Annotated in this window: 19 protein-coding genes; 6 read left to right on the top strand and 13 right to left on the bottom strand. The window is 70.2% G+C overall.

Features of this window, described 5'->3' with window-relative positions:
• Positions 1–119: 119 nt before the first annotated feature.
• The gene (locus ACFVYN_RS27125; protein ID WP_390002686.1) at positions 120–1,682 is read left to right on the top strand and encodes a purple acid phosphatase family protein; all 1,563 of its coding nucleotides are present in this window, start codon (positions 120–122) and stop codon (positions 1,680–1,682) included.
• A 58-nt stretch (positions 1,683–1,740) separates the two neighbouring features.
• On the opposite strand, the gene ACFVYN_RS27130 is transcribed toward ACFVYN_RS27125, so the two are convergent.
• The 10 genes from ACFVYN_RS27130 to ACFVYN_RS27175 form a co-directional block, all read right to left on the bottom strand.
• A complete protein-coding gene (locus ACFVYN_RS27130; protein ID WP_390002688.1) occupies positions 1,741–3,513 on the bottom strand; it encodes an IucA/IucC family protein in 1,773 nt (590 codons plus the stop codon).
• Positions 3,510–4,070, bottom strand: a complete 561-nt coding sequence (locus ACFVYN_RS27135; RefSeq protein WP_390002690.1) for a GNAT family N-acetyltransferase — start codon at positions 4,068–4,070, stop codon at positions 3,510–3,512. The genes ACFVYN_RS27130 and ACFVYN_RS27135 overlap by 4 nt, the downstream gene beginning before the upstream one ends.
• On the bottom strand, positions 4,067–5,344 hold the full coding sequence (locus ACFVYN_RS27140; protein ID WP_390002692.1) for a lysine N(6)-hydroxylase/L-ornithine N(5)-oxygenase family protein: 1,278 nt from the start codon (positions 5,342–5,344) through the stop codon (positions 4,067–4,069). The genes ACFVYN_RS27135 and ACFVYN_RS27140 overlap by 4 nt, the downstream gene beginning before the upstream one ends.
• On the bottom strand, positions 5,328–6,770 hold the full coding sequence (gene desA, locus ACFVYN_RS27145; protein ID WP_390002694.1) for a lysine decarboxylase DesA: 1,443 nt from the start codon (positions 6,768–6,770) through the stop codon (positions 5,328–5,330). The genes ACFVYN_RS27140 and desA overlap by 17 nt, the downstream gene beginning before the upstream one ends.
• Before the next feature lie 138 nt (positions 6,771–6,908).
• The gene (locus ACFVYN_RS27150; protein WP_390002697.1) at positions 6,909–7,742 is read right to left on the bottom strand and encodes a siderophore-interacting protein; all 834 of its coding nucleotides are present in this window, start codon (positions 7,740–7,742) and stop codon (positions 6,909–6,911) included.
• 33 nt (positions 7,743–7,775) lie between these two features.
• A complete protein-coding gene (locus ACFVYN_RS27155; protein WP_390002699.1) occupies positions 7,776–8,819 on the bottom strand; it encodes an ABC transporter substrate-binding protein in 1,044 nt (347 codons plus the stop codon).
• A 130-nt stretch (positions 8,820–8,949) separates the two neighbouring features.
• Positions 8,950–10,110 carry an acyl-CoA dehydrogenase family protein gene (locus ACFVYN_RS27160; RefSeq protein WP_390002702.1) on the bottom strand — a complete coding sequence of 387 codons (1,161 nt, stop codon included), beginning with the start codon at positions 10,108–10,110 and terminating at the stop codon, positions 8,950–8,952.
• A 7-nt stretch (positions 10,111–10,117) separates the two neighbouring features.
• Positions 10,118–11,038, bottom strand: a complete 921-nt coding sequence (locus ACFVYN_RS27165) for a hydroxymethylglutaryl-CoA lyase (protein WP_390002705.1) — start codon at positions 11,036–11,038, stop codon at positions 10,118–10,120.
• The gene (locus tag ACFVYN_RS27170) at positions 11,035–12,969 is read right to left on the bottom strand and encodes an acetyl/propionyl/methylcrotonyl-CoA carboxylase subunit alpha (protein WP_390002707.1); all 1,935 of its coding nucleotides are present in this window, start codon (positions 12,967–12,969) and stop codon (positions 11,035–11,037) included. Before ACFVYN_RS27170 ends, ACFVYN_RS27165 begins: the two co-directional genes overlap by 4 nt.
• Before the next feature lie 6 nt (positions 12,970–12,975).
• Positions 12,976–14,592, bottom strand: a complete 1,617-nt coding sequence (locus tag ACFVYN_RS27175; RefSeq protein ID WP_390002710.1) for a carboxyl transferase domain-containing protein — start codon at positions 14,590–14,592, stop codon at positions 12,976–12,978.
• A 98-nt stretch (positions 14,593–14,690) separates the two neighbouring features.
• Between ACFVYN_RS27175 and ACFVYN_RS27180 the strand changes: the two genes are divergently transcribed.
• The 3 genes from ACFVYN_RS27180 (at position 14,691) to ACFVYN_RS27190 (ending at position 17,452) form a co-directional block, all read left to right on the top strand.
• On the top strand, positions 14,691–15,284 hold the full coding sequence (locus tag ACFVYN_RS27180) for a TetR/AcrR family transcriptional regulator (RefSeq protein ID WP_390002712.1): 594 nt from the start codon (positions 14,691–14,693) through the stop codon (positions 15,282–15,284).
• Between the two features lie 107 nt (positions 15,285–15,391).
• Positions 15,392–16,549 (top strand): acyl-CoA dehydrogenase family protein, encoded by a 1,158-nt coding sequence (locus tag ACFVYN_RS27185; RefSeq protein ID WP_390002792.1) that lies wholly within the window; start codon positions 15,392–15,394, stop codon positions 16,547–16,549.
• A gap of 36 nt (positions 16,550–16,585) precedes the next feature.
• Positions 16,586–17,452 (top strand): acyl-CoA thioesterase, encoded by an 867-nt coding sequence (locus ACFVYN_RS27190; RefSeq protein ID WP_390002714.1) that lies wholly within the window; start codon positions 16,586–16,588, stop codon positions 17,450–17,452.
• A 22-nt stretch (positions 17,453–17,474) separates the two neighbouring features.
• On the opposite strand, the gene ACFVYN_RS27195 is transcribed toward ACFVYN_RS27190, so the two are convergent.
• Entirely contained in the window at positions 17,475–18,263 is a 789-nt protein-coding gene (locus ACFVYN_RS27195) for a phosphatase (protein ID WP_390002716.1), read from the bottom strand.
• Positions 18,264–18,511: 248 nt separating this feature from the next.
• Here ACFVYN_RS27195 and speB point away from each other — a divergent pair, with 248 nt between their 5' ends.
• Together speB and ACFVYN_RS27205 are read left to right on the top strand one after the other, a co-directional pair.
• Positions 18,512–19,480: an agmatinase gene (gene speB / locus ACFVYN_RS27200; RefSeq protein WP_390002718.1), complete on the top strand. Its 969-nt coding sequence runs from the start codon at positions 18,512–18,514 to the stop codon at positions 19,478–19,480.
• On the top strand, positions 19,477–21,162 hold the full coding sequence (locus ACFVYN_RS27205) for a thiamine pyrophosphate-binding protein (RefSeq protein WP_390002720.1): 1,686 nt from the start codon (positions 19,477–19,479) through the stop codon (positions 21,160–21,162). The genes speB and ACFVYN_RS27205 overlap by 4 nt, the downstream gene beginning before the upstream one ends.
• 495 nt (positions 21,163–21,657) lie before the next feature.
• Here ACFVYN_RS27205 and ACFVYN_RS27210 read toward each other — a convergent pair whose 3' ends face one another.
• Complete coding sequence (locus ACFVYN_RS27210; RefSeq protein WP_390002723.1) at positions 21,658–22,464, bottom strand: endonuclease I family protein; 807 nt, start codon at positions 22,462–22,464, stop codon at positions 21,658–21,660.
• A 190-nt stretch (positions 22,465–22,654) separates the two neighbouring features.
• Positions 22,655–24,835 (bottom strand): glycosyltransferase family 39 protein, encoded by a 2,181-nt coding sequence (locus ACFVYN_RS27215; protein ID WP_390002724.1) that lies wholly within the window; start codon positions 24,833–24,835, stop codon positions 22,655–22,657.
• Positions 24,836–24,889: the final 54 nt, after the last annotated feature.

Raw genomic sequence — 24,889 nt, forward strand, 5'->3', positions numbered from 1 at the left:
CGATATCGGGCAAGTGGCTGTTGATGTTCTTATGAACGTCTGTTCGCGAGCTGTCCATCCTGTGTCCTACACCCCGTTGCCCCGACAGACGAGTTTCAGACGCCATGGACATTCCTCGCATGGGAGTACCCGACGAGCTCGCCGAGCGCATGAGCATGGCCGAGCAGCACGAGTACCTGCACACCAAGTTCTCCCGGCGCACCATGATCAGGGGCGGCGCCGTCACGCTGGGCGCCGTCGCGGGTGGCGCGTTCGTGCCGGGTGCCGTCGCCCAGGCCGCCACGCCGACCCGGACCCTCCCCGCCACCGAGAGCGTCGACGGCGCCCTCGTCGCCCCCTTCGGCCGTCACCTCGCCTACGGCAACGACGCGCGCACCGAGATGACCGTCTCCTGGCAGGTGCCGGTCGCGGTCAAGAAGCCGTTCATCCGGATCGGCGCCCGCCCCTGGGACCTCTCCCGCAAGATCGAGGCCGAGGTGCGCACCCTGTACACCCCGGCCGGCGTCGGCGCGAGCGCCGACCACACCCAGTACTACCTGCACGCAAAGCTGAGCCGGCTGCGCCCCGGCCAGACCTACTACTACGGCGTCGGCCACCAGGGCTTCGACCCCGCCGAGCCGCACCTGGCCGGCACCCTGGGCACCTTCACCACCGCGCCCGCCCACAAGAAGCCGTTCACCTTCACGGCCTTCGGCGACCAGGGCGTCGGCTACCACGGCCTGGCCAACGACAGCCTGCTCCTCGGCCAGAACCCGGCCTTCCATCTGCACGCCGGCGACATCGCCTACGCCGACCCGGCAGGCCAGGGCAAGTCCGCCGACACCGGCTTCGACGCGCGGGTGTGGGACCAGTTCCTCGCCCAGACCGAGTCGGTCGCCAAGTCCGTGCCGTGGATGGTGAGTTACGGCAACCACGACATGGAGGCCTGGTACTCGCCCAACGGCTACGGCGGCGAGGAGGCCCGGTTCACGCTCCCCGACAACGGGCCGGACAAGAAGCACCTGCCGGGCGTGTACTCCTTCGTCCACGGCAACACGGCGATCATCTCGCTGGACCCGAACGACGTCTCCTTCGAGATCCCGGCCAACCTCGGCATCTCCGGCGGCACCCAGACCACCTGGTTCGAGGGGCAGCTGAAGAAGTACCGGGCCGCGAAGGACATCGACTTCATCGTCGTGTTCTTCCACCACTGCGCCTACTGCACCTCCACCGCGCACGCCTCGGAGGGGGGCGTGCGCCAGGAGTGGGTGCCGCTGTTCGAGAAGTACACGGTGGACCTGGTCATCAACGGCCACAACCACCAGTACGAGCGCACCGACGTCATCAAGGGCGACAAGGTCGCCAAGAAACTCCCGATCGGAGAGACCGCGTACCCCGAGACCGAGGGGGTCGTCTACGTCACCGCGGGCGCCGCGGGCCGCAGCCTGTACGCGTTCACCGCGCCGGACTCCTACGAGGGACACCTCGACGAGCAGGAGTCGGTCGCCTCCTTCATCAACACCAAGGACGGCAAGGTCAACGAGACCGTCACCTGGTCCCGGGTGCGCTACCTCAACTACTCGTTCCTGCGCGTGGATGTGGAGCCCGCGGCGAAGGGCCACTACGCCAAGCTGAAGGTGTCGGGCATCGCCGAGACCGGTGACCGCATCGACCACTTCACGGTGGCACGCCGGGCCAAGTAGCGAGGGACGGGGCCCGGGAGGACCGTACTCCCGGGCCCCGCCCGCCAGTTGGGGCCCCTTACAGACCCGCGAGGGGGTTGTGCAGCGTGCCGACCAGCTGGAGCGCGCCCGACGGGTCCGCGAGGTCGACCATCTGCCGGTTGTTCCGCAGCTGGAGGCGGTTGAGGCAGGACAGGGCGAACTCGGGCGCGAACATGTCGTACCGCGCGAACGTGTCCGCCAGTTCGGGCACCGAGCGCTGGTAGTCGCGGGTGACCTCGGCGACCGTGCGCCAGAAGTCCTCCTCCTCCAGGATTCCCTCGGTGGCGAGGTTCGCGGCGAGGAAGCGGAAGAAGCAGTCGAAGACGTCCGTGAAGATCGACAGCAGCTTCTTGTCGTCGGGGACCTCCACGCGCAGCCGCTCGACCGCCGGAGGCAGTACCGCCTCCGGGTCCATGACGGCGATCTCCTCGGCGATGTCCTTGTAGATCGCCCGCTCGACCACGCCGTCCTTCAGGACCAGGATGACGTTCTCGCCGTGCGGCATGAACACCAGGTCGTAGGCGTAGAAGCTGTGCAGGAGCGGGGTGTAGTAGGCGCGGAGGTAGCGGCGCAGCCAGTCGGTCGGGGTGAGCCCGGACCGCTCGACGAGGGCGCCCGCGAAGGACCGGCCCTCGTGGTCGACGTGGACCAGCGAGGCCATCGTGGCGAGCGACTCGCCGTCCTTGAGGGAGGGGACCGGGCTCTCGCGCCACAGCGCGGCCAGCATCTTGCGGTACGGCGAGTAGCGGTCCGTGGCGGCCTCGTACTCCAGGTGCCGGTAGCCGACGGCGGCCCGCTCGCGGATGATCGTCAGCCCCGTCGACTTCAGCACCGGGTCGCCCTCGATCAGCCCGGCGAGCCAGTCGTTGATGGCCGGGGTCGCCTCCATGTACGCGGCCGAGAGTCCGCGCATGAAGCCCATGTTGAGGACGGAAAGGGCCGTCTTCACATAGTGCTTCTCCGGGTTCGACCGGTTGAAGAAGGTCCGGATGGACTGCTGGGCCAGGTACTCGTCGTCGCCCTCTCCGAGACAGACCAGCAGCCCTCGGGCGACCTCGGCGGCGAAGGTGACGGTGAGCTTGTTCCACCACTGCCAGGGGTGGACCGGTATGAGGAGATAGTCGGCCGGATCCAGGCCCTTGTCGCGCAGGACGCCGTGGAAGCGCTCGACGGTCTCCTCGCCCAGCTCCTGGCGTACGAAGGTCTCGTACTCGATGCCGATCCCGGCCGTGAAGGCCGCGCGGGAGCGGTGCGCGGCGAGCCAGACCAGTCGGACCGGGCTCGCGGTCTCGGGCGCGTACGACAGGTACTCGTGGACGCCGAAGCCGAGCCGGCCGTTGTTGGCGACGAAACAGGGGTGGCCCTCGGTCATCCCGGTCTCGATGTCCTGGAAGCCGCTCTTCGCGAGCTCGGCGACCGGGACCCGGGGCTTGGTGAGCTTGTAGCAGGTGCCCGAGAGGGTGGAGGAGATCTCCTCCAGGTAGACCGGCAGGATCTCGTCGCTCAGACCCAGGGTCTGCTTGAGCTCGATGAAGAAGTCCAGCGCGGCGAGGGGGAGTTCGGTGCCGTCGCGGTGCCGGGTGATGGAATCGGCGTCGACCTGCCAGTGGTCCAGGGCGCGGCGGACGGCCGTGAAGTCGTAGCGGGTCTTGCCGTCGTCGCTGCGGACGACGTACTGGTCCTTGTCGGTCTCCTCGGGCTCGATCAGCCGCTCGTGCGCGAACTCGGCGAGGCCCTTGCGGACCAGCAGGCGGTTGGCCACCTCCCAGCGCTCGGGGGAGAGGTGGGCCACGGCGTCGGCGAGGCTCATGCGGTCACCCCCGTCGCGACCATGCTGTGTTGAATTTCAAAGAAGCGCTCCCGCGTGCAGAAGCTCAACAGGGCCGTTTTCTCCGGCTTTTGAATCTCGCGCTCGGGCACGAACCCGACGGCCTCGTTCAGGGCGTGGACGGCCTTGTTGGAGACGTCGGGCTCCACGACCACCCGCAGGGCGGTCGGGTCCTCGAAGAGGTGGGCCATCACGGCGGTGATGACGGACCGGGTGAACCCGTGGACGGGCCGGTCGGTCGCGGGGGTGAGGAAGTGCATGCCGACATCCCCGGGCCGGGGCTCGTACAGGCCGACCAGCTCGCGGTGGGCGGGGTCGTACGTCTCCATCAGGAAGGCGGGCTCGCCGTCCTCGTCGAGGCCCAGCAGCGCCTGGTGGTGCTCGTCGGCCGCGATGTCCATGTACGCGCGCTCGACGTCGACCAGCGTGGCGTCCTGCATCATCCAGAACGCCGCCTTGGGGTGGGTGACCCACCCGTGCACCAGCTCGGCGTCCTTCAGGGGGTCGAGGGGGCGGAAGGTGAAGGTCGTCCTGCTCATGCGGAAAACTCCTGGAACGCGGTCGTCTTCTCGACCGGGTAGTACTCGGTGCCGAGCAGCTCTCGGATGATGCAGCTGTTGCGGTAGGCGCCCATGCCCAGGTCGGGGCTGGTGATGCTGTGGGTGTGGACCCCGGCGTTCTGGAGGAAGACGCCTCTGCCCGTGACGTCGATCGCGTAGGTGCGGGACACGTCGAAGTTGCCGTGGGAGTCGTACACCAGGCGGTCCTTGACCGGGGTCAGGAAGTCCGGCTCGGCGTACTTGTAGCCGGTCGCGAGGACGAGGCCCTGCGACTCGATCTCGAAGTCCTTGCCCTGCTCCTCCTGGCGGAAGGCGAGGGTGTAGGTGCCGTTGTCGTAACGCGCGCTGTTCAGCGAGGAGTTGGTGAGCAGCCGGGTGGGGACCGGGCCGCCGAGGTTCTTCCGGTAGAGCAGGTCGAAGATCTCGTTGATGAGGTCGCCGTCGATGCCCTTGAACAGGCCCTTCTGTTCGGCGGTGAGCCGGTAGCGGGTGGCCTCGGGGAGCTCGCGGTAGTAGTCGATGTACTCCGGGGAGGTCATCTCCAGCGTGAGCTTGGTGTATTCGAGGGGGAAGAAGCGCGGGGAGCGGGTCACCCAGTTCAGCCGGTAGCCGTGGACGTCGATCTCGCCGAGGAGGTCGTAATAGATCTCGGCGGCGGACTGCCCCGAGCCGACCAGGGTGATCGACTCCTTCTTCACCAGCTCGCTTCTGTGCTGCACATAGCGGGAGTTGTGGATGAAGTCGCCGCCCAGCCCCTGGCAGGCCTCCGGGATGTGCGGCGGGGTGCCGGTGCCGAGGACCAGGTGGCGGGCGCGGAACTCCTCACCGGCCGCGGTCCTCACGACGTAGAGCTCGTCCTCGTACGTCACCTCGGTGACCGTCGTGCCGAAGCGGACGTTGCTCAGTTTGTTCGCGGCCCAGCGGCAGTAGTCGTCGTACTCCACCCGCAGCGGATAGAAGTTCTCGCGGATGTAGAACGAGTACAGCCGGCCCTTCTCCTTCAGGTAGTTGAGGAAGGAGTACGGCGAGGTCGGGTCGGCGAGGGTGACCAGGTCCGACATGAACGGGGTCTGGAGGTGGGCGCCGTCCAGGAACATGCCGGCGTGCCACTCGAAGTCCGGCTTCGAGTCCAGGAAGATGCCGTCGAGTTCGGCGATGGGCTCGGTGAGACAGGCCAGGCCGAGGTTGAAGGGGCCCAGCCCGATACCCACGAAGTCGTAGGTCTTGGCAGGGTTTTCAGGACGCGCGGTCAAGGGACTCTCCCAGGTACTGCTCGGCGTGGCCGGCGATCAGGTCGAGGACGGCGGAGATGTCCTCGACCGTCGTCTCGGGGTTGAGCAGGGTGAACTTCAGGTAGTGGCGGCCCTGGACCTTCGTGCCCGCGACCACCGCGTCACCGGAGGCGAACAGGGCCTTGCGGGCGTACAGGTTGGCGCGGTCGATCTCGGCCGGGTCGGTGACGGCGGCGGGGAGGTAGCGGAACACGAGCGTGGACAGGCTCGGTGCGACGACCACGTCGTAGCGCGGGTCGGCGGCGAGCAGGTTCCAGCCCTCGACGGCCAGGTCGCAGACCTCGTCGAAGAGCTGCCCGATGCCGTCGGCGCCCATCACGCGCAGGGTCATCCACAGCTTGAGCGCGTCGAAGCGGCGGGTGGTCTGGAGGGACTTGTCCACCTGGTTGGGGATACGTTCCTGCACCATGCGGCGCGGGTTGAGGTACTCCGCGTGGTAGGTGGCGTGGCGCAGGGTCGAGGAGTCGCGGACCAGCACGGCGGACGAACTCACCGGCTGGAAGAAGGACTTGTGGTAGTCCACGGTGACCGAGTCGGCGCGCTCGATGCCGTCGATGCGGTCCCGGTACTTGACGGAGGCGAGCAGCCCGCAGCCGTAGGCGGCGTCGACGTGCATCCAGGTGCCGTACTGCTCGCACAGCTCGGCGATCTCGGGCAGCGGGTCGATGGAGCCGAAGTCGGTGGTGCCGGCGGTGGCGACGACGGCCATCGGGACCAGGCCGTCGCGACGGCAGCGCTCCAGCTCACGGGCGAGGGCGACGGTCTGCATCCGCTGGTCGTGGTCGACGGGGATGGAGACCACGGCGTCCTGGCCGAGGCCGAGCAGTTTCGCCGACTTCCTGACGCTGAAGTGGCTGACCTCGGAGGCGAAGACGCGCAGTCTCGCCAGGGAGTCGGTCTTCGCCTCCTCGCGGGCCAGCAGCAGCGCCTGGAGGTTGGACTGCGTCCCGCCGGAGGTGAACACGCCGTCGGCGACCGGGCCCAGGCCGATGCGCGCGGCCGTCCAGTCGATCAGTTTGCGCTCGATGAGGGTGCCGCCGGCCGACTGGTCCCAGGTGTCCAGGGAGGAGTTGACGGCGGAGAGGATGGCCTCGCCGAGCACGGCCGGGATCACGACCGGGCAGTTGAGGTGGGCGAGGTAGCGGGGGTGGTGGAAGTAGACCGCGTCCCGGAGGTAGACCTCCTCCAGCTCGTCGAGCACCGCCGTCGTGTCCAGCAGGGGCTCGTCGAGGTCGATCTCGTCGATGCGGGGGGAGAGGGCGTCGACGGTGATGCCGGTGAACGGCCTTGTGGTGGTGGCGAGTTTGGCCGCCACCCGCTCGATTCCTTCGGTCACGGAGCGGCGGTAGCTCTCCGCGGTCGTGTCATTGAGCAGGTGCGAGCGCATGTGGGGGCCCTCCGGTGGGGAAATCCATGCGGGACGGGGCAGGAGCGGGGCGATGCCGGCTTCAACTTAGGTAAGCCTAACCTAATTAACGCGGGCCAAAACCTGCCCCATCCGTGACCGGCGTCACGTCGAGGGGAGTTACTCGGCCGCCCGCAGCTGCTCCTCGGTCATCCCCTGCCGCCAGTACCCGACGAAGGTGACCCGGCGCCGGTCGATCCCGCGCTCCCGCACGAAGTGCCGCCGCAGCTCCTTCACGCACCCGGACTCCCCGGCGATCCAGACGTACGGCCGCTCGGTGTGCGGGAGTTGGGCGTCACGAAGGGCGTCGAGGGCCAGGGGGGCGCAGGTGGCGCCGGACGGGTCGGCCACGAGCCAGGTGATCTCGGCGTCGGCCTCGGTGGGGAGGTCCTGGATGTCCCCGGCGTCACCCACCTCCAGCCAGACGCGGGCGCGCTGTCCGGCGGGGAGGGCTTCGAGGATCGAGGAGACGGCGGGCAGCGCGGTCTCGTCCCCCCAGAGCAGCACCAGGTCGGTGTCCTCGGGCGGCCGGAACCGGATCGCCCGGTTGTCGGCGACGGCGGGCCCGAGCAACTGGACCCGGTCGCCCGCGGCGGCACGCGCGGCCCACCGGGAGGCGGGTCCGGCGGGCTCGTGCAGCACGAAGTCGATGTCGATCTCGTCGGGGTCCCGGCGGAGGCCTCGGAGGGTGTACGACCGCATCACGGCCCGTACGTCGTCCGGGAGTTCACGCCAGGCCTGCCACCAGCCGTCCCCGAGCTCGACGGGAACCCCGGGCTCGGTCCGCCCTTCGGCGGGGAGGAAGAGGGACAGCGACTGGTCGCGTCCGTCGGAGAAGAAGTACTGGAGATCCTCTCCGGTGAAACTGACCCGGACCAGAGACGGCCCGAGCCGCCTCGTCCGTACGACCTGGAGGGAGAAGAAACGGAACGGGGCGGCTATGGCCGTCGTCATGTCGGGCTCCTGGGCTCAGGAAGTGCTACGGAGTCAGCTGACCTTCTTCGCGGTCTCGATCGCCTTCGCGAGGTTCTCCACCATCGCCACGCACTTGTCGTACGACGGGATCGGCTCGGGCGACCGCGCGATGACCTGGCCCGCCTTCACCGCGGGCAGCTTCTTCCAGGTCGCCTCGGTGATGTCGGCCGGCTGGATCGTCGCCGTACGGTCGTCCATCATGATGATGTCGGCCGCGTACTTGTCGACGTTCTCCCAGCTCAGCGACTCGTACCAGCCGCCGGAGGCCTTGAGTACGGACGCCGGGGGCTCCACGAAGTTCACGCCGAGCGCCTTGAAGTACTCGAGGTCGATGGACAGGTTGGTGCCGGAGACGTAGAAGACGTCCTGGGCCGCGGACCCGGCGAGCACCCTGATGTCGGGGTGGGCCTTGGCGGCGGCGCGCAGCCGCTGCGACGCCGACTCGAACCGCTTCTTCGCGTCGGTGACCTTCGTCGCCGTCATGTCGGCGCCGAGGGACTCGGCCAGCTCCCACACCCGCTGGAGCGGCGTGGTGATCTGACGGTCGTAGACGGAGATGGCCACGCTCGGCGCCAGCTTGGCGATCTTGGACGCGGAGGCCGCGGGGACGTACCAGAGGGTGCCGGCGCTGTCGAAGGTCGTGGTGACGAGGACCTCGGGCGCGAAGGTCGCGTACTGCTCGACGTTGAACTGGTCCCAGACGTTGCCGAAAACGGTCAGCTTGCTGACGTCCATGTCGCCGGCCTGGACGTCGGCCTTGCCGTCCTTGGTCTTGGTGGGACCGAAGACGCCCTTGACCTCGATGCCGTAGTCGTGGAGCGCGGCGGCGACGCCGACGAAGGCGACGATCTTCGTGGGGACCTCGTCGAGCTTCACGGTGGTGCCGCGGTCGTCCTTGAAGGTCCACGCCCCGGACTTCGCGGCCGTGGTCTTCGTGCCAGAGCCCTCGCCGCCGGAGTCGTCACCGCAGGCCGCGAGCACGGCGCCGAGGCCGAGTGCGCCGCCCGCGGCGAGGATGCCACGGCGGGTGAGGTGGGCGGCTCTTGCGTTGGACATGAATGGCTGCTTTCGAACGGGGCGAAGCGCCCGCCGGACAAGTTCGAAGGTAGGTTAGCCTAACCTCAGTGAATGTCCAGAGGGTGGGGCGCCGCCCCGTCGAAGCCGTGGGTGCCCGGTGGGCTCCGGTCTAACCCGCGAGCCCCAACTCCCGCGCGATCAGCATCCGCTGGACCTCGCTCGTGCCCTCGCCGATCTCCAGGATCTTGGAGTCGCGCCACATACGGGCGACCGGGTACTCGTTCATGAAGCCGTAGCCGCCGTGGATCTGGGTGGCGTCACGGGCGTTGTCCACGGCGATGGTGGAGGAGTACAGCTTGGCGAGGGCGGCCTCCTTCTTGAAGGGTTCGCCGGTGACCAGGCGCGAGGCCGCGTCCCGCCAGGCGAGGCGGGCGGTGTGGGCCTTCATCTCCATGTCGGCGATCTTGAACTGGATCGCCTGGTTGGCGCCGATCGGCCGCCCGAAGGCCTCCCGCTCCTTCGCGTACTTCACCGACTCGTCCACACAGCCCTGCGCGAGCCCGGTCGCGAGGGCCGCGATGGCGATCCGGCCCTCGTCGAGGATCCGCAGGAACTGGGCGTAGCCGCGGCCCTGTTCGCCCAGCAGGTTCGCCGCCGGGACCCGGACGTCGGAGAAGGACAGCTCACGGGTGTCGGAGGCGTTCCAGCCGACCTTCGAGTACGGCGCCGCGACCGTGAAGCCCGGGGTGCCGGAGGGGACGATGATCGAGGAGATCAGCGGCTTGCCGTCCGGCTTGCGGCCGGTGACGGCGGTGACGGTGACCAGGCCCGTGATGTCGGTGCCGGAGTTGGTGATGAAGCACTTGGTGCCGTTGATGACCCACTCGTCCGTGTCCGGGTCCAGGCGGGCCGTCGTCCGGGTCGCCCCGGCGTCGCTGCCGCCGTCCGGTTCCGTGAGGCCGAACGCGCCCAGGATCTCCCCGGAGCACAGTCGGGGCAGCCACTCGCGCTTCTGCTCCTCGGTGCCGAACAGGTGGATCGGCATGGCGCCGAGCGAGACGCCGGCCTCCAGGGTGATGGCCACCGAGGAGTCCACGCGCGCGAGTTCCTCCAGCACGAGGCCGAGAGCCAGGTAGTCGCCGCCCATGCCGCCGTACTCCTCGGGGAACGGCAGCCCGAACAGGCCCATGCGGCCCATCTCGCGGACGATCTCGTACGGGAACTCGTGGTGTTCGTAGTACTCGCCGATCTTCGGCGCCACTACGTCATGGGCGAACTCCTCGACAGTACGGCGGAGTTCTTCCAGCTCGGGGGAGAGGCGGTGGTCCATCGGGGGTTCACTCCTGGTGGGAGAGGGCGCGGACGGTGCGGGACGGGCTGGGTCGGCCCAGGTGTTCGGCCATCCAGACGCTGGTGGCGACGAGACGGCCGAGGTCGACACCGGTGTCGATGCCGAGGCCCTGAAGCATCCACACCAGGTCCTCGGTGGCGAGGTTGCCGGTGGCGGACTTGGCGTACGGGCAGCCGCCGAGGCCGCCCGCGGAGGCGTCCACGGTGGTCACGCCGTGCTGGAGGGCGGCGTAGGTGTTGGCGAGGGCCTGGCCGTAGGTGTCGTGGAAGTGCACGCCCACCTTCTCGACGGGGACGTCGAGTTCGGTCAGCAGGGCGCGTACGTGCCCCGGTGTCGCCACTCCGATGGTGTCGCCGAGGCTCAGCTCGTCGCAGCCCATGTCGAGCAGGGCGCGGCAGACCCTGGTGACCTGGGGGATCGGGACCGCGCCCTCCCACGGGTCGCCGAAGCACATCGACAGGTAGCCGCGCACGTGCACGCCCTCGCCCTTCGCCCGTGCGACGACCGGCTCGAACATCGCCAGTGCCTCGTCGACCGTGCGGTTGAGGTTGGCCTTGGCGAAGGACTCGGTGGCGCTCGCGAACACGGCGACCCGGCGGGCTCCGAGGGCCAGCGCGCGGTCCAGGCCGCGTTCGTTGGGCACGAGGACCGGCAGGTCGACGGGCACGTCGGCGATCTGCGGGAACAGCTGCTCCGCGTCGGCGAGCTGGGGCACCCACTGGGGGTGGACGAAGCTGGTGGCCTCGATCGTGGTGAGCCCCGCGTCGGCGAGGCGGCGCACGAACTCCGCCTTGACCTCGGTGGGCACGGTCGACTTCTCGTTCTGCAGGCCGTCGCGGGCGCCGACCTCGTGGATGCGGACGCGGGCCGGGAGCCCGCTCTCCGGTACGACCATGGGGAGTGTCATCGCTCGTCCTCCACGGGGGTGATGTCCACGGGGGTGATGACCGCCAGCACCTGGTCCATGGCGACCGTGGTGCCCGGCGTGACGTCCAGCTCGGCGACCGTGCCGGCGTGCGGGGCGGAGATGACGTGCTCCATCTTCATCGCCTCGACGACGAGCAGACTCTGCCCCGCGGCCACCTCGTCGCCGACGGCCACCTTCACGACGGTCACCGTGCCCGGCATGGGGGCGGTGAGGGAGTCGGCACCGGCGTGCCCGCCGCCGGTGAGGGACGCGGCCACCGGGTCGTGGTCGCGGACGTGCCAGGCGTCGCCGTCCCGGCCCACCCAGTCACCGGCCCGGTGGAAGGTGTGGCGGACCCCGTCGAGGGTGACGGTGACCTGGTCGTCGGTGACGGTGTGGGTGCCGCGCGGGACGTACTCCACGGGCTCCTGCACGCTCAGCGGAAAGCCGACGGCCTTCGTGAACCGGGAGCCCCCGAGCCGCCAGCCGCTCGGCACCGAGAACGGATCGGTCCAGCCCCCTCCGCGCGGACGCAGCGCATCGAGCCGTACGGCCGCCGCCGCCTCGTAGACCTCGTCCGGTACGTCCGTGGAGACCAGGTCGTCCACCACGCGCTCGACCAGCCCGGTGTCCAACTCGCCCGCGACCACCGCCTCATGGGCCAGCAGCCGGCGCAGGAACCCCGCGTTGGTCTGCACGCCCAGCGTCACCGTCTGTGCGAGGGCCGCCCGGAGCTTCCTGAGCGCGGTCGCGCGGTCCGGGCCGTAGGCGATGACCTTGGACAGCATCGGGTCGTACAGGCTGCCGACCTCGGTGCCCTCGCTGAGCCCGGAGTCGGTGCGGACGCCGTCGCCCTGGGGTTCGTGGAGTCGCAGCACGGTGCCGCCGGAGGGGAGGAAGCCCTTCGACGGGACCTCGGCGCAGATCCGGGCCTCGATCGCGTGCCCGGTCAGCCGGACGTCCTGCTGCCCGAACGGCAGCCGCTCGCCCGCCGCCACCCGCAGCTGCCACTCCACCAGGTCCAGGCCGGTGATCAGCTCGGTGACCGGGTGCTCCACCTGGAGGCGGGTGTTCATCTCCATGAAGTAGTACGACGACGGGTCGTCGCCCGGCACGATGAACTCCACGGTGCCCGCGCCCCGGTAGCCGCAGGAGCGGGCCGCCTCGACCGCCGCCTCGCCCATCGACGCGCGCGTGTCCTCGTCGAGGAGGACGCTGGGCGCCTCCTCGATGATCTTCTGGTGCCGGCGCTGGAGGGAGCACTCGCGCTCGCCGAGGTGGATCACGTTCCCGTGGCCGTCGGCCAGCACCTGGATCTCGATGTGCCGGGGCCGGTCGACCCACCGCTCCACGAGCAGGGTGTCGTCGCCGAAGGAGGTGCGGGCCTCGCGGCGGGCGGCGGCGATCTCCTCCTCCAGGACGGTGAGGTCCCGGACCAGCCGCATGCCCTTGCCGCCACCGCCCGCGCTCGGCTTCAGCAGCACCGGGGCGCCCAACGCGCGCGCGGCCTCGGCGAGTTCGGGGTCGCGGCCGCCGGGCACGACCGGCACTCCGGCCGCCTCGACCGTCTCCTTGGCGCGGATCTTGTCGCCCATGAGGGAGATCGCGTCCGCCGGTGGCCCGATGAAGACCAGCCCGGCCTCTTCGCACGCACGCGCGAAGGCCGCGTTCTCGGCGAGGAAGCCGTACCCGGGGTGGACGGCCTGGGCGCCGGTGCGGGCGGCCGCCTCCAGGAGCCGCTCGGCGGACAGATAGCTCTCCGAGGCGGGCGCCGGTCCCAGCCGTACGGCGGTGTCGGCCTCCCGGACGTGCCGGGCGTCGGCGTCCGCGTCGGAGAAGACGGCCACCGAGCGCACGCCCAGGGCGCGCAGGGTGCGGATGACGCGGACCGCGATCTCGCCCCGGTTGGCGACAAGCACTGTGTCAAACATGGGTCCTCACATCCGGAAGACGCCGAACTGGGGGTCGCCCAGCGGCGCGTTGGCGCATGCGGTCAGGGCCAGGCCGAGCACCTGACGGGTGTCGAGCGGGTCGATGACCCCGTCGTCCCAGAGGCGGGCGGTGGCGTAGTAGGCGTTGCCCTGACGCTCGTACTGGGCGCGGATCGGGTCCTTGAAGGCGTCCTCGTCCTCGGCGGACCAGCTCTCGCCCCGCTGCTCCAGCTGGTCCCGCTTGACGGTCGCGAGGACCGACGCGGCCTGCTCGCCGCCCATGACGGAGATCTTGGCGTTGGGCCACATCCACAGGAAGCGCGGGGAGTAGGCCCGGCCGCACATCGAGTAGTTCCCGGCGCCGTACGACCCGCCGACGACCACCGTCAGCTTGGGCACGCGCGTGCAGGCGACCGCGGTCACCATCTTGGCGCCGTGCTTGGCGATGCCGCCGGCCTCGTAGTCCTTGCCGACCATGAAGCCGGAGATGTTCTGGAGGAACAGCAGCGGGATGCCGCGCTGGTCGCACAGCTCGATGAAGTGGGCGCCCTTCTGGGCCGACTCGGAGAACAGGATGCCGTTGTTGGCGACGATCCCCACCGGGTGGCCGTGGATCCGGGCGAAGCCGGTGACCAGGGTCTGCCCGAACTCGGACTTGAACTCGGCGAAACGGGAGCCGTCCGTGATGCGCGCGATGATCTCGCGGACGTCGTAGGGGGTGCGGGAGTCGGTGGGCACGGCGCCGTAGAGGCCGTAGGGGTCGACCTTGGGCTCCACGGCGGGCCGGACGGACCAGGGCAGCGGCCCGCGCGCGGGGAGCGTGGCCGCGATGTTCCGAACGATCCTCAGCGCGTGGGCGTCGTCCTCGGCGAGGTGGTCGGTGACGCCGGAGATCCGGGAGTGCACCTCGCCGCCGCCGAGCTCCTCCGCGGTGACGACCTCTCCGGTGGCGGCCTTCACCAGCGGGGGGCCACCGAGGAAGATTGTGCCCTGGTTGCGGACGATCACGGCCTCGTCGCTCATGGCGGGGACGTAGGCGCCGCCTGCCGTGCACGAGCCGAGCACGGCGGCGATCTGCGGGATGCCGGCCCCCGACATCCGGGCCTGGTTGTAGAAGATCCGCCCGAAGTGCTCGCGGTCCGGGAAGACCTCGTCCTGCATCGGCAGGAAGGCGCCGCCGGAGTCCACGAGGTAGATGCAGGGCAGGTGGTTGTCGAGGGCGACCTCCTGCGCGCGCAGGTGCTTCTTCACCGTCATCGGGTAGTACGTGCCGCCCTTGACGGTGGCGTCATTGGCGACGATCACGCACTCGCGCCCGCTCACCCGCCCGATCCCGGCGATGACCCCGGCCGCCGGGGCCTGTCCGTCGTACATCCCGTCGGCGGCGAGCGGGGCCAGCTCCAGGAAGGGCGAGCCGGGGTCGAGGAGGGTGTCGACCCGGTCCCGGGGCAACAGCTTCCCGCGCGCGGTGTGCCGCTCGCGGGCCCTGTCCCCGCCGCCCAGCCGGGCCGCCGCGAGCTTGTCCCGCAGCTCGTCCACGAGGGCCCGGTGGGCCTCCTCGTTGGCCTTCCAGGCCTCGGACGCGGGGTCCGCCGCGCTCGTCAGCTCGGGTGCCTGATCCATGTCCTCGCGGTCCCCTCACCCAGTGATCGCCTGTTAATGAGCGTTAACCATCTCCTTCAGGTTAACGACCGCTAACCTCCCTGTCTAGAATTGCTTTCATGGCCACGAGAACCGACGCCCCCACCCGCCGCGAGCAGATCCTCAAGGAGGCCGCGCGGCTGTTCGCCGAGCGCGGGTTCCACGGCGTGGGCGTGGACGAGATAGGCGCGGCCGTCGGCATCAGCGGCCCCGGGCTCTACCGGCACTTCCCGGGCAAGGACGCGATGCTGGCGGAGCTGCTGGTCGGCATCAGCGGCCAACTGCTGACGGGCGGGAAGAGGAGGGTCGCCGAGTCGGGCCAGGGCGACCCCGAGGCGCTGCTGGACTCGCTGATCGAGGGCCACATCGACTTCGCGCTCGACGACCGCCCCCTGATCACCCTGCACGACCGCGAGCTGGACCGCCTGCGCGAGAGCGACCGCAAGCTGGTGCGGCAGCTGCAGCGGCAGTACGTCGAGCTGTGGGTGGAGATCCTGCGCGAGGTCTACCCCGGCCTCGCCGAACCCGCCGCCCGCTCGGCCGTGCACTCCGTCTTCGGGCTCCTGAACTCCACCCCGCACCTGGGCCGCCCCGGCTCGCTTCCCGGTCGCGGCGCCACCGCGGAGCTGCTGCACCGCATGGCCAAGGGGGCGTTCGCGGCCGCGGCGGCGTGACGAGCGTTACGGGATCACCTCTGGACGGCTCTCCTTACCGGCCGGTACCTTTGAGTTCTGAGCAAGCGCTTAGATATGGACCCTTGAGCCAGGTGGAGGTGGCGGCGGTGCGCCGTACGGTGTTCAACGAGGATCACGAGGCGTTCCGGGAGACCCTGCGCGCCTTCATCGAGGCCGAGGTCGTCCCCGTCTACGACGAGTGGTTCGCAGCCGGCCAGGCGCCGCGCGACTTCTACTACAAGCTCGCCGAGCTCGGCATCTTCGGCATCCGCGTGGACGAGGAGTTCGGCGGCGCCGGCATCGACTCGTACAAGTTCGAGGCCGTCATGTACGAGGAGACGGCACGCGCGGGTGTGCAGTTCGGCGGCTCCGGTGTGCACGTCCTGCTGGGCCTGCCGTACATCAAGATGCTCGCCACCGACGAGCAGAAGAAGCGGTTCCTGCCGAAGTTCGTCACCGGCGAGGAGATGTGGGCCCTGGCGATGACCGAGCCGGGCACCGGCTCCGACCTCGCGGGCATGAAGACCACCGCCAAGCTCTCCGAGGACGGCACGCACTACGTCCTCAACGGCTCCAAGACCTTCATCACCGGTGGCGTCCACGCCGACCGTGTGATCGTCTGCGCCCGCACCTCCGCGCCCACCGCCGAGGACCGCCGCCACGGCATCTCCCTGTTCGCCGTGGACACCAAGTCCGAGGGCTACTCCATCGGCCGCAAGCTCGACAAGCTCGGCCTGAAGACCTCCGACACCGCCGAGCTGGCGTTCGTCGACGTCAAGGTCCCCGTCGAGGACCTCCTCGGCGAGGAGAACAAGGGCTTCTACTACCTCGGCCACAACCTCGCCTCCGAGCGCTGGGGCATCGCCTTCGGCGCCTACGCGCAGGCCAAGGCCGCCGTCCGGTTCGCCAAGCAGTACGTCCAGGAGCGCACCGTCTTCGGCAAGCCGGTCGCCTCCTTCCAGAACACCAAGTTCGAGCTGGCCGCCTGCCAGGCCGAGGTCGACGCGGCCGAGGCCGTCGCCGACCGCGCGCTCGAAGCCCTCGACGCCGGCGAGCTCACCCCCGCCGAGGCCGCCTCCGCCAAGCTGTTCTGCACCGAGGTCGCGCACCGCGTCATCGACCGCTGCCTCCAGCTGCACGGCGGCTACGGCTTCATGAACGAGTACCCGATCGCCCGCCTGTACGCGGACAACCGTGTCAACCGCATCTACGGCGGCACCAGCGAGATCATGAAGACGATCATCGCGAAGGACATGGGTCTGTAAGCCGCCCGCAATCACCGGCCGGTACAAAAGAACCCCATGAGCCAGGCACTTCAGGACCTCCTCGATCTGCTCGACCTCGAGCAGATCGAGGAGGACATCTTCCGCGGCCACTCCCGCCCCGCCGTCGTCCCGCGCGTCTTCGGCGGGCAGGTCGCGGCGCAGGCGCTGGTCGCCGCCGGGCGGACGGTCCCCGAGGACCGGCTCGCCCACTCCCTGCACGCGTACTTCCTGCGTCCCGGTGATCCGGGCGCGCCGATCGTCTACACCGTCGACCGCATGAACGACGGCCGGTCCTTCACCGCCCGCCGGGTCCTCGCGGTCCAGCACGGCCAGCCGATCTTCGCCCTCTCCGCCTCCTTCCAGCGGCACGAGGACGGCTTCGACCACCAGGCGCCGATGCCCGGCGCCCCCGACCCGGCGACGCTGCCCACCTCCGCGGACCGGCTGCGCGGCTACGACCACCTGGACCCGGCGGTCGTGGAGCGGTTCCTGGAGACCCGCGAGGCGATCGACCTGCGGTACGCCGACGATCCGCCGTACGGAAGGTTCGGCGAGCCGCGCGAGCCGCACTCCCAGGTCTGGTTCCGCACCAACGGCAAGCTCGCGGACGACCCGCTGCTGCACGTCGTCCTCGCCACGTACGTCTCCGACATGACGCTCCTCGACTCGATCCTGCTCGCGCACGGCCGCGGCGGCTGGGCGGTCGGTGACGTCGTCGGGGCCTCGCTGGACCACGCGATGTGGTTCCACCGCCCCTTCCGCGCCGACGAATGGCTCCTGTACGACCAGGAGTCCCCGTCGGCCCAGGGCGGCCGGGGCCTGGGCCAGGCCCGCATCTACACCCAGGACGGCCGGCTGGCCGTCTCGGTGATCCAGGAGGGCGTGGTCCGCGCGCCCAGGTGAGCCACGCCCAGGACAGTCCTGGCTAGGACAGCCCGGCCTCGCTCAGCAGGTACGCCGTCATCGGGTCGTAGTGGCGCGGGCTCACCACGTGGTCGTCGAGGGGCACGGTCACCTGGACCGTGCCCTCCGCCTCGCCCACGAAGAGCGCCGGGTCGTTGGAGTCGGCGTAGCCCACCGCGTCCACGCCGTGCTGAGCGGCGTACCCCGCCCAGCCGTGGTCGGCGACGACCAGGTCGGGCAGCGGGCGGCCCTCGCGCTCCAGGGCCGTGAGGACGGCCTTCATCGGGTCGCCGGAGTGGGTGTGCCACAGCGTCGCGCCGTGCTCCAGGACCGCCACGTCCGCGAACTGCATGACGTACCCCTCGTCCGTCTGCAGCCCGTCCGGGATGACGACGATCTCGCAGCCGGCGGCGCGCAGCGCGGCGCCGGTGGAGTGGTGGACGTCGAGAAGCCCGCCGGGATGACCGGTCGCGAGAAGCACCCGCTGCTGCCCGTCCGCCGCCTTGCGCAGCCGGGCCGCCATCCGCTCCAGAGCGCCGACGGTCAGCTCCGGGTCGATGGTGTCCTGCCCGTACCGGTACTCCGGGTCGTCGTTGACCCCCACCCGCTCCGCCATCACCGCGAGCACGTCCTGCTCGTCGCTCCAGCGGTCACCGAGCTCCAGGCCGAGCCAGTAGTGGCGGTTGCCGTTCGCCAGCTGGCGGTAGTGCGAGAGGTTGTTCTCCCGCGGCGTGGCCACCTCGCCCGCGATACGGGTCTTCACAAGGTGGTCGACGAGCTCGGCGCGGCTGGGTGTCCCGGGTATCGGCATGTCTCCCATTCTGAGGTACGCCCTCACGGGACCGCCCCGCATCCCGCCCGCTGGGACGCGGCTCACGCGCTCATGACCTGCGCAGCGCGCTTGATGGACGTTTCCTCCATCCTGTCGCACCGCTGTGTACGAAACGCACAATTCGCGATCGTCTTGCGGCCGCCTAGTGTCGAAGGCCATGCCACACAACTTCATACGTTTTGTATCGCCCTATGTGCGATGAAGCACAGGAAAGAAGGCATCACCCCATGAGCAGCAACGAGACCCCTCGCGGCCCCGTCGACTCCTCCCGCATCCCGCGCTACGCCGGGCCCGCGACCTTCGCCCGGCTGCCGCGCCTCGACGAGGTCGGGCGGGCCGACGTCGCCGTCGTGGGCGTGCCCTTCGACTCGGGTGTCTCCTACCGGCCCGGCGCCCGCTTCGGCGGCAACGCTATCCGTGAGGCGTCCCGGCTGCTCAGGCCCTACAACCCGGCGCAGGACGCGTCCCCGTTCGCGCTGGCGCAGGTCGCGGACGGCGGGGACATCGCCGTGAACCCGTTCAACATCAACGAGGCCGTCGAGACGGTCGAGGCGGCCGCGGACGACCTCCTCGGCACCGGCGCCCGCCTGATGACCCTGGGCGGCGACCACACCATCGCCCTCCCACTGCTCAGGTCCGTCGCGAAGAAGCACGGCCCGGTCGCCCTGCTCCACTTCGACGCCCACCTCGACACCTGGGACACCTACTTCGGCGCCGAGTACACGCACGGGACGCCGTTCCGGCGGGCGGTGGAGGAGGGGATCCTCGACACCTCCGCCCTCTCCCACGTGGGCATCCGCGGGCCGCTGTACGGCAAGCAGGACCTCACCGACGACGAGAAGCTGGGCTTCGGCATCGTGACGTCCGCGGACGTCATGCGGCGCGGCGTGGACGAGGTCGCCGACCAGCTCCGCCAGCGCGTCGGGGACCGCCCCCTCTACATCTCCATCGACATCGACTGCCTGGACCCGGCCCACGCGCCCGGCACCGGCACCCCCGAGGCGGGCGGCATGACCTCCCGCGAGCTGCTGGAGATCCTCCGGGGTCTGGCATCGTGCAACCTGGTGTCGGCGGACGTCGTCGAGGTGGCCCCCGCGTACGACCACGCGGAGATCACGTCGGTGGCGGCCTCCCACACCGCCTACGAACTGACCACGATCATGTCCCGCCAGATTGCAGAGGCCCGCGCGCAGTGACTCACGACCACGACCTGGTGCTCCGTCCGACGGAGGCGCAGATTTCCGCTGCTCTGAACCCTCCTCCCGGCCGCCACGGCGGAGACCTGGTCGTGGAGACGCTGGCCGCGCTCGGCGCGACGACCGTCTTCGGCCTGCCCGGCCAGCACGCGCTCGGCGTGTTCGACGCGCTACGGCGCTCCGACCTGCGGTACATCGGCCTGCGGGTGGAGAACAACGCGGGCTTCGCTGCGGACGCGTACGGCCGGATCACGGGGGAGGCGGCCCCGCTGCTGCTGTCGACGGGACCCGGGGCGCTGACGTCCCTGGCCGCTCTCCAGGAGGCGGCGGCGGCCTCGGCGCCCGTCCTGGCGATCAGCAGCCAGATCCCCTCGGCCGGTCTCGGCGGTGGCCGCCACGGCTATCTGCACGAACTCCCGGACCAGGCCGCCTCGTTCAGGGGTGTGGTCAAGTCGGTCCACACCGTCCGCACCCAGTCCCAGATCCCCTCCGCGATCGAGGCGGCCTGGAAGTCGGCGCTGACCGCCCCGCACGGCCCGGTGTGGGTGGAGATCCCGCAGGACGTGCTGCTGTCCCCGACCCTGATCCCCGTGGTGACGGGCGGCGACGCCTTCCCCGAGGAGCTGCCACCGCGCCCGGAACTCACGGCGGTGGCGGCCGACCTGCTCTCTCGCGCCGCGCGTCCGGCGATCATCGCGGGCGGTGGAGTGGTGCGCGCGGACGCTTCGGGGAAGCTGCGGCAGCTGGCGGAGGTTCTGCGGGCCCCGGTGGTCACCACTCCCGGCGGCAAGGGCGCCTTCCCCTGGACGCACCCCCTGTCCCTCCAGTCGTGGATCGAGGACCGCCACACCACGGACTTCCTGGAGGACGCGGACGTACTGCTGGTGGTGGGTTCGGGGCTGGGCGAACTCTCCTCGAACTACCACACGTTCAAGCCCCGGGGCCGGGTCGTCCAGATCGAGGCGGACCTCGGCAAGCTGGAGTCCAACCACCCCGCGCTCGGTATCCACGCCGACGCGCGACTGGCGTTGCAGGCGCTGCTGGAGACGGTGTCCCCGAGGCAGGACGCGCAGGCTCCGGAGCGTGTACGTGACGTGCTGGCCCGCGTCTCGGCTCGTATCGCCGCCCAGGAACTCACCCTGGAACAGGAGCTGTTGGCCTCGATCCGCCGGGCCCTGCCCGCCTCCGCCCCGTCCTTCTGGGACATGACGATCCTCGCGTACTGGGCCTGGTCGGCCTTCGACGCCAAGGGCCCCAACCACATGCACTCCGCCCAGGGCGCCGGCGGCCTCGGCTACGGCTTCCCCGCGGCGCTGGGTGCGGCGGTGGCCGACCCTTCGCGCCCGGTCCTCGCGGTCTCCGGCGACGGCGGCGCCCTGTACTCCATCGCCGAACTCGCCACGGCCCGCCAGTACGACCTGAACGTCACCTGGCTGATCGTCGACGACGGCGGCTACGGCATCCTGCGCGAGTACATGACGGACGCCTTCGGCCGGGCCACGGCGACGGAACTGACCCGACCGGACTTCGTGGCACTGGCGGAGTCGTTCGGTGTCCCCGGGGTCCGTACGACCCCGGAGACCCTCGCGGACGACCTGTCGAAGGCGCTCGGCTCACCGGGGCCGTCGGTGGTCGTGCTTCCGGCGGTGCTGCGGATGTTCGCGCCGACGCATGGGGGTTGAGGCCTGGTCATTCGATGGCGGGAAGCACACATAGAGGTGCCTCGGCCGACCGAACTGATCCGAACGCAGCCCAGCGAACGGGGCTGTCCAGGACCGCTCCCGCGCCGTGATCACACCGCCAAGATCGTCCCACCCGCGCGAGCAGCAGCGCGGGAGAGCCGGCGGAGGGCGGAAGAGGGGGGTGGATACATGGCATCACATCTCCAGTCCCGAGCTGGCTGCCGGGGCCTGTCCGACCCACCCCCCATAGCCGCGAGTCCCTCACGATCTCCGTCCGGCCAATCACGCCGCACCGTATCCCGGGCCACTGACAACACGGTGTCATCGGCGTCCTCGGCCATGGCGGGGCAAATGCCGGCCGGTATCTCGCAAACCCCGGCCCCACAAAAAACCAGCGTCTCCGGGGGTTCGTACGTCCCCGGAGACATTGGCTGGGTGCTGCGTGGTCCAGGACGCTCGCCTCACCAAGCCTTCGGCAGGCGTCCTCCGAGCGCTCTACCAGATCGCCTCGACCCACTCCGGGTGGTCGATGAACGGGTTGCGGTTGTGCTGGTAGGTGTCGTAGATGACCTGGTTGCGCTTCTCCTCGAAGGCGCTCGGCGGGTCCGCCTCGTTCCAGGCCTTGAGGACGGAGAGCTTGCCGATGTACGGGTTGGAGCCGTTGTTGACCTTCTCGTTGGGCTCCAGGTCGGCGAAGCCGTCGCCGCCGTCGTAGCGCACGGCCATGTAGAGGATCATGCGGGCCACGTCGCCCCGGTCCGCGGCGCGCGGCGCGAAGGAGTCGGAGTCGACGGTGCTGCCGCCGCCGCCCGTGACGGCGCTGCCGCCGTTGTCGAAGTCGAGGTTGCCGCGGATGCTGTTGACCTGGACGTCCGCGGGACGCAGGTGGTGCAGGTCGGTGCCCGGGCCGGTCACCTCGCCGAAGTCGCCGTGGGACTTGGCCCACACGTGCTCGCGGTTCCAGTCGCCGGTGTCACCGCCGTTGAGGGACTTGCTGCGGGAGACACCGCTGTACAGCAGGATCACGTTGCTGCTGTTGTTCGGGTCCTGGTCGGTGACCTTGAGCGCGTCCCAGACCGCGGAGTAGGAGATCTTCGAGACGTTGGCGCTGATGATCGTGTGCAGCGAGGACTTCAGGCTCGTGCCCGTCTTGCCGACCGCGTTCTTGTAGTACGTCGCGTCGTACGCGGTCGTCGTGGCGGCGGCCGGGGTCGTGGTCACGACCGGGGCGGCGAGCCCGACCAGCACGGCGGCGGTGGTGAGCGCCACCGACTTCCAGCTGCGGATGCGTGTCGCCAGCATAAAGGGGGTCCCATCTACGCGGGTTGAATGGAGGCGGCAGTTGGGAGCGTGACATGGACATGCGGCGGTGTAAATGGATGGCGCGTGTCCATTGGGTGACCTGAAACGGCAAATCAGGCCTTGCCTACGCGAGTTGACACGCGAAAGCGGCCCCCGTCGCGTGATCGGGGGCCGCCGTGCCGGGACTTGGTCAGCCGACGTCCGACGGGTCCAGGCGGTAGACCGTCGAGGTGTTCGTGCTCGACGTCGAGCTCTTGCTCGTGCTGTAGTCGCTCGCCTTCACCGCCGTGCCGTTCTTCTGCACCCAGCTGGTGATCTCCTGGCTGAGGCTGCTGTTGCCGCCCATGCCCCCGCCGCCGAGCTGGATGTAGTGCAACTCGCCCTTCTTCACCAGCTCCTTGAGCCTGGCGAGGGTCATCGCCTGATCGGTGCCGGTGAAGCCCCACATGGAGATGACGGGCTTGTGCGTGCTGAGGATCAGCTGGCCGGCACTCTGCGAATTGGACACCGCGAGCAGCCACTTGGCGCCGTCCTGGTGCTTCTCCAGGTACGAGACCAGCGCGCTGTCGACGCTGCCGCCCATGCCGCGGCCACCGCCCCCGCCGCCGGGGCCGCCACTCGTGCCGCCACCGGGAGCCGTACCGCCGCCCGGGCCCTCCCCGTTCGTGCCGCCCGGCGCGCCGCCCTGCGGAAGGTCACCGGTACCGCCACCAGGCTGCATCCGGCCGTTGCCGTCACCGCCGCCGGGGAGTTCCCCGCCCGCCTGGCCGCTGCCTTGCCGGGTGCCGCCCGGCATCCGGCCGCCGAAGCCGCCCCGGCCGCCCCCGGGACCGCCCATGCCGCCCCCGGTCGACGGACCCGCCGTCGGGTTGGTGCCGCCCATGCCGCCGGAGGCGGAGGAGAGGGCCGGTGAGGCGGCGTACGCCGTCGGGCCCGCCAGGGCCGCCACGATCGCCGCCGCGACGGACACCCCGAGCAGCCGCAGCCGCGTCCCCGAGCCCGCCGTACGCAAGACGAGCAGGCCCGCGATCGCCAGGACCATGAGGACGCCGACGACCGGCCACAGCCAGGTGTTCCAGCCGGTGGCCCGGCGCAGCAGCACGATCGCCCAGAGGCCGGTGACCGCGAGCCCGGCCGGCAGCACCCAGGACCAGCGGGCGTCACCGCCGCGGAAGGCGCGCCACAGCATGACGCCGCCCGCGCCGGTCAGCGCCGCGATGCCGGGGGCGAGCGCGGTCGTGTAGTACGGGTGCATGGTGCCCTCGGCCATCGCGAAGGTCAGGTAGTGCAGCACCAGCCAGCCGCCCCACAGGACGAGCGCGGCCCGTGTCATGTCGGTGCGCGGAGCCCGGCCGCGCAGCACGAGACCGGCGACGAGCGCGAGGAAGGCGAAGGGGATCAGCCAGGAGATCTGGCCGCCGAGGATGTCGTTGAACATCCGGCCGATGCCCGCGGTGCCGGCGAAGGTACCGCCCCCGCCCCCGCCCCCGCCCCCGCCGTTGCCCTCGCCGCCGAGGACCCGGCCCAGGCCGTTGTAGCCCATGATCAGGTTCCAGGCGGAGCCGTCGGTCGAACCGCCGATGTAGGGCCGGTCGTCGGCCGGGACGAGGGACACGGCCGTCGCCCACCAGAAGCTGGAGACCGCCAACGCCACCGCCGCGAGGGCCAGGTTGACGGCCTTCTTCCGCCAGCCGAGCTTCGAGGCGTACAGGTACACCGCGAAGACGGCCGGCAGGGCGATGTAACCCTGGAGCATCTTGGTGTTGAAGGCGAGCCCGAACAGGACCGCCGAGCCGATCAGCGGCAGCAGCCTGTCGGTGCGCACGGCGCGCAGGGCGAGGGCCGCGCCGCCGACCATCAGCAGGACGAGGACGGTGTCGGGGTTGTTGTCCCGGTTGATCGCGACGGTGATCGGGGTCAGCGCGAGGACGAGCGCGGCGATCGCGGCCGCCGCGTGCCCGAACACCCGCTTCACGGAGGTGTGCAGGATCCAGATGGTGCCGAGGGCGGCCCCGATCTCGGGCGCCATCATCTGCCAGGTGCCGAAGCCGAAGACCCGGCACGACAGGCCCATGACCATCAGGGCGAACGGCGGCTTGTCGACGGTGAGGAAGTTCCCCGCGTCGAGAGAGCCGAAGAACCAGGCCTTCCAGCTCTGCGTACCGCTGTAGATCGCGGCGCTGTAGAAGCTGTTGAGGCCGGATCCGGACAGATTCCAGCCGTACAGGACGCCGGCCAGGGCCAGGATCGCGAGCAGTACGGGCAGCGACCAGCGCGGGGCCTTGTCCGGGGGCGCCGCGGGCGGGGCCGGCGGTGGCCAGTCGGCGGACACGGGCTCGGCGTGGGGGTGGGGATCGGTGGCAGATGTCACCCGGGCATCGTGCGAAGGGCGGTTGGGTGAGGGCTGTGACGTACCTGGTGCTCT

This window comes from Streptomyces sp. NPDC058307, assembly GCF_042880295.1.
In the GTDB taxonomy this organism is placed as follows: Bacteria; Actinomycetota; Actinomycetes; order Streptomycetales; family Streptomycetaceae; genus Streptomyces.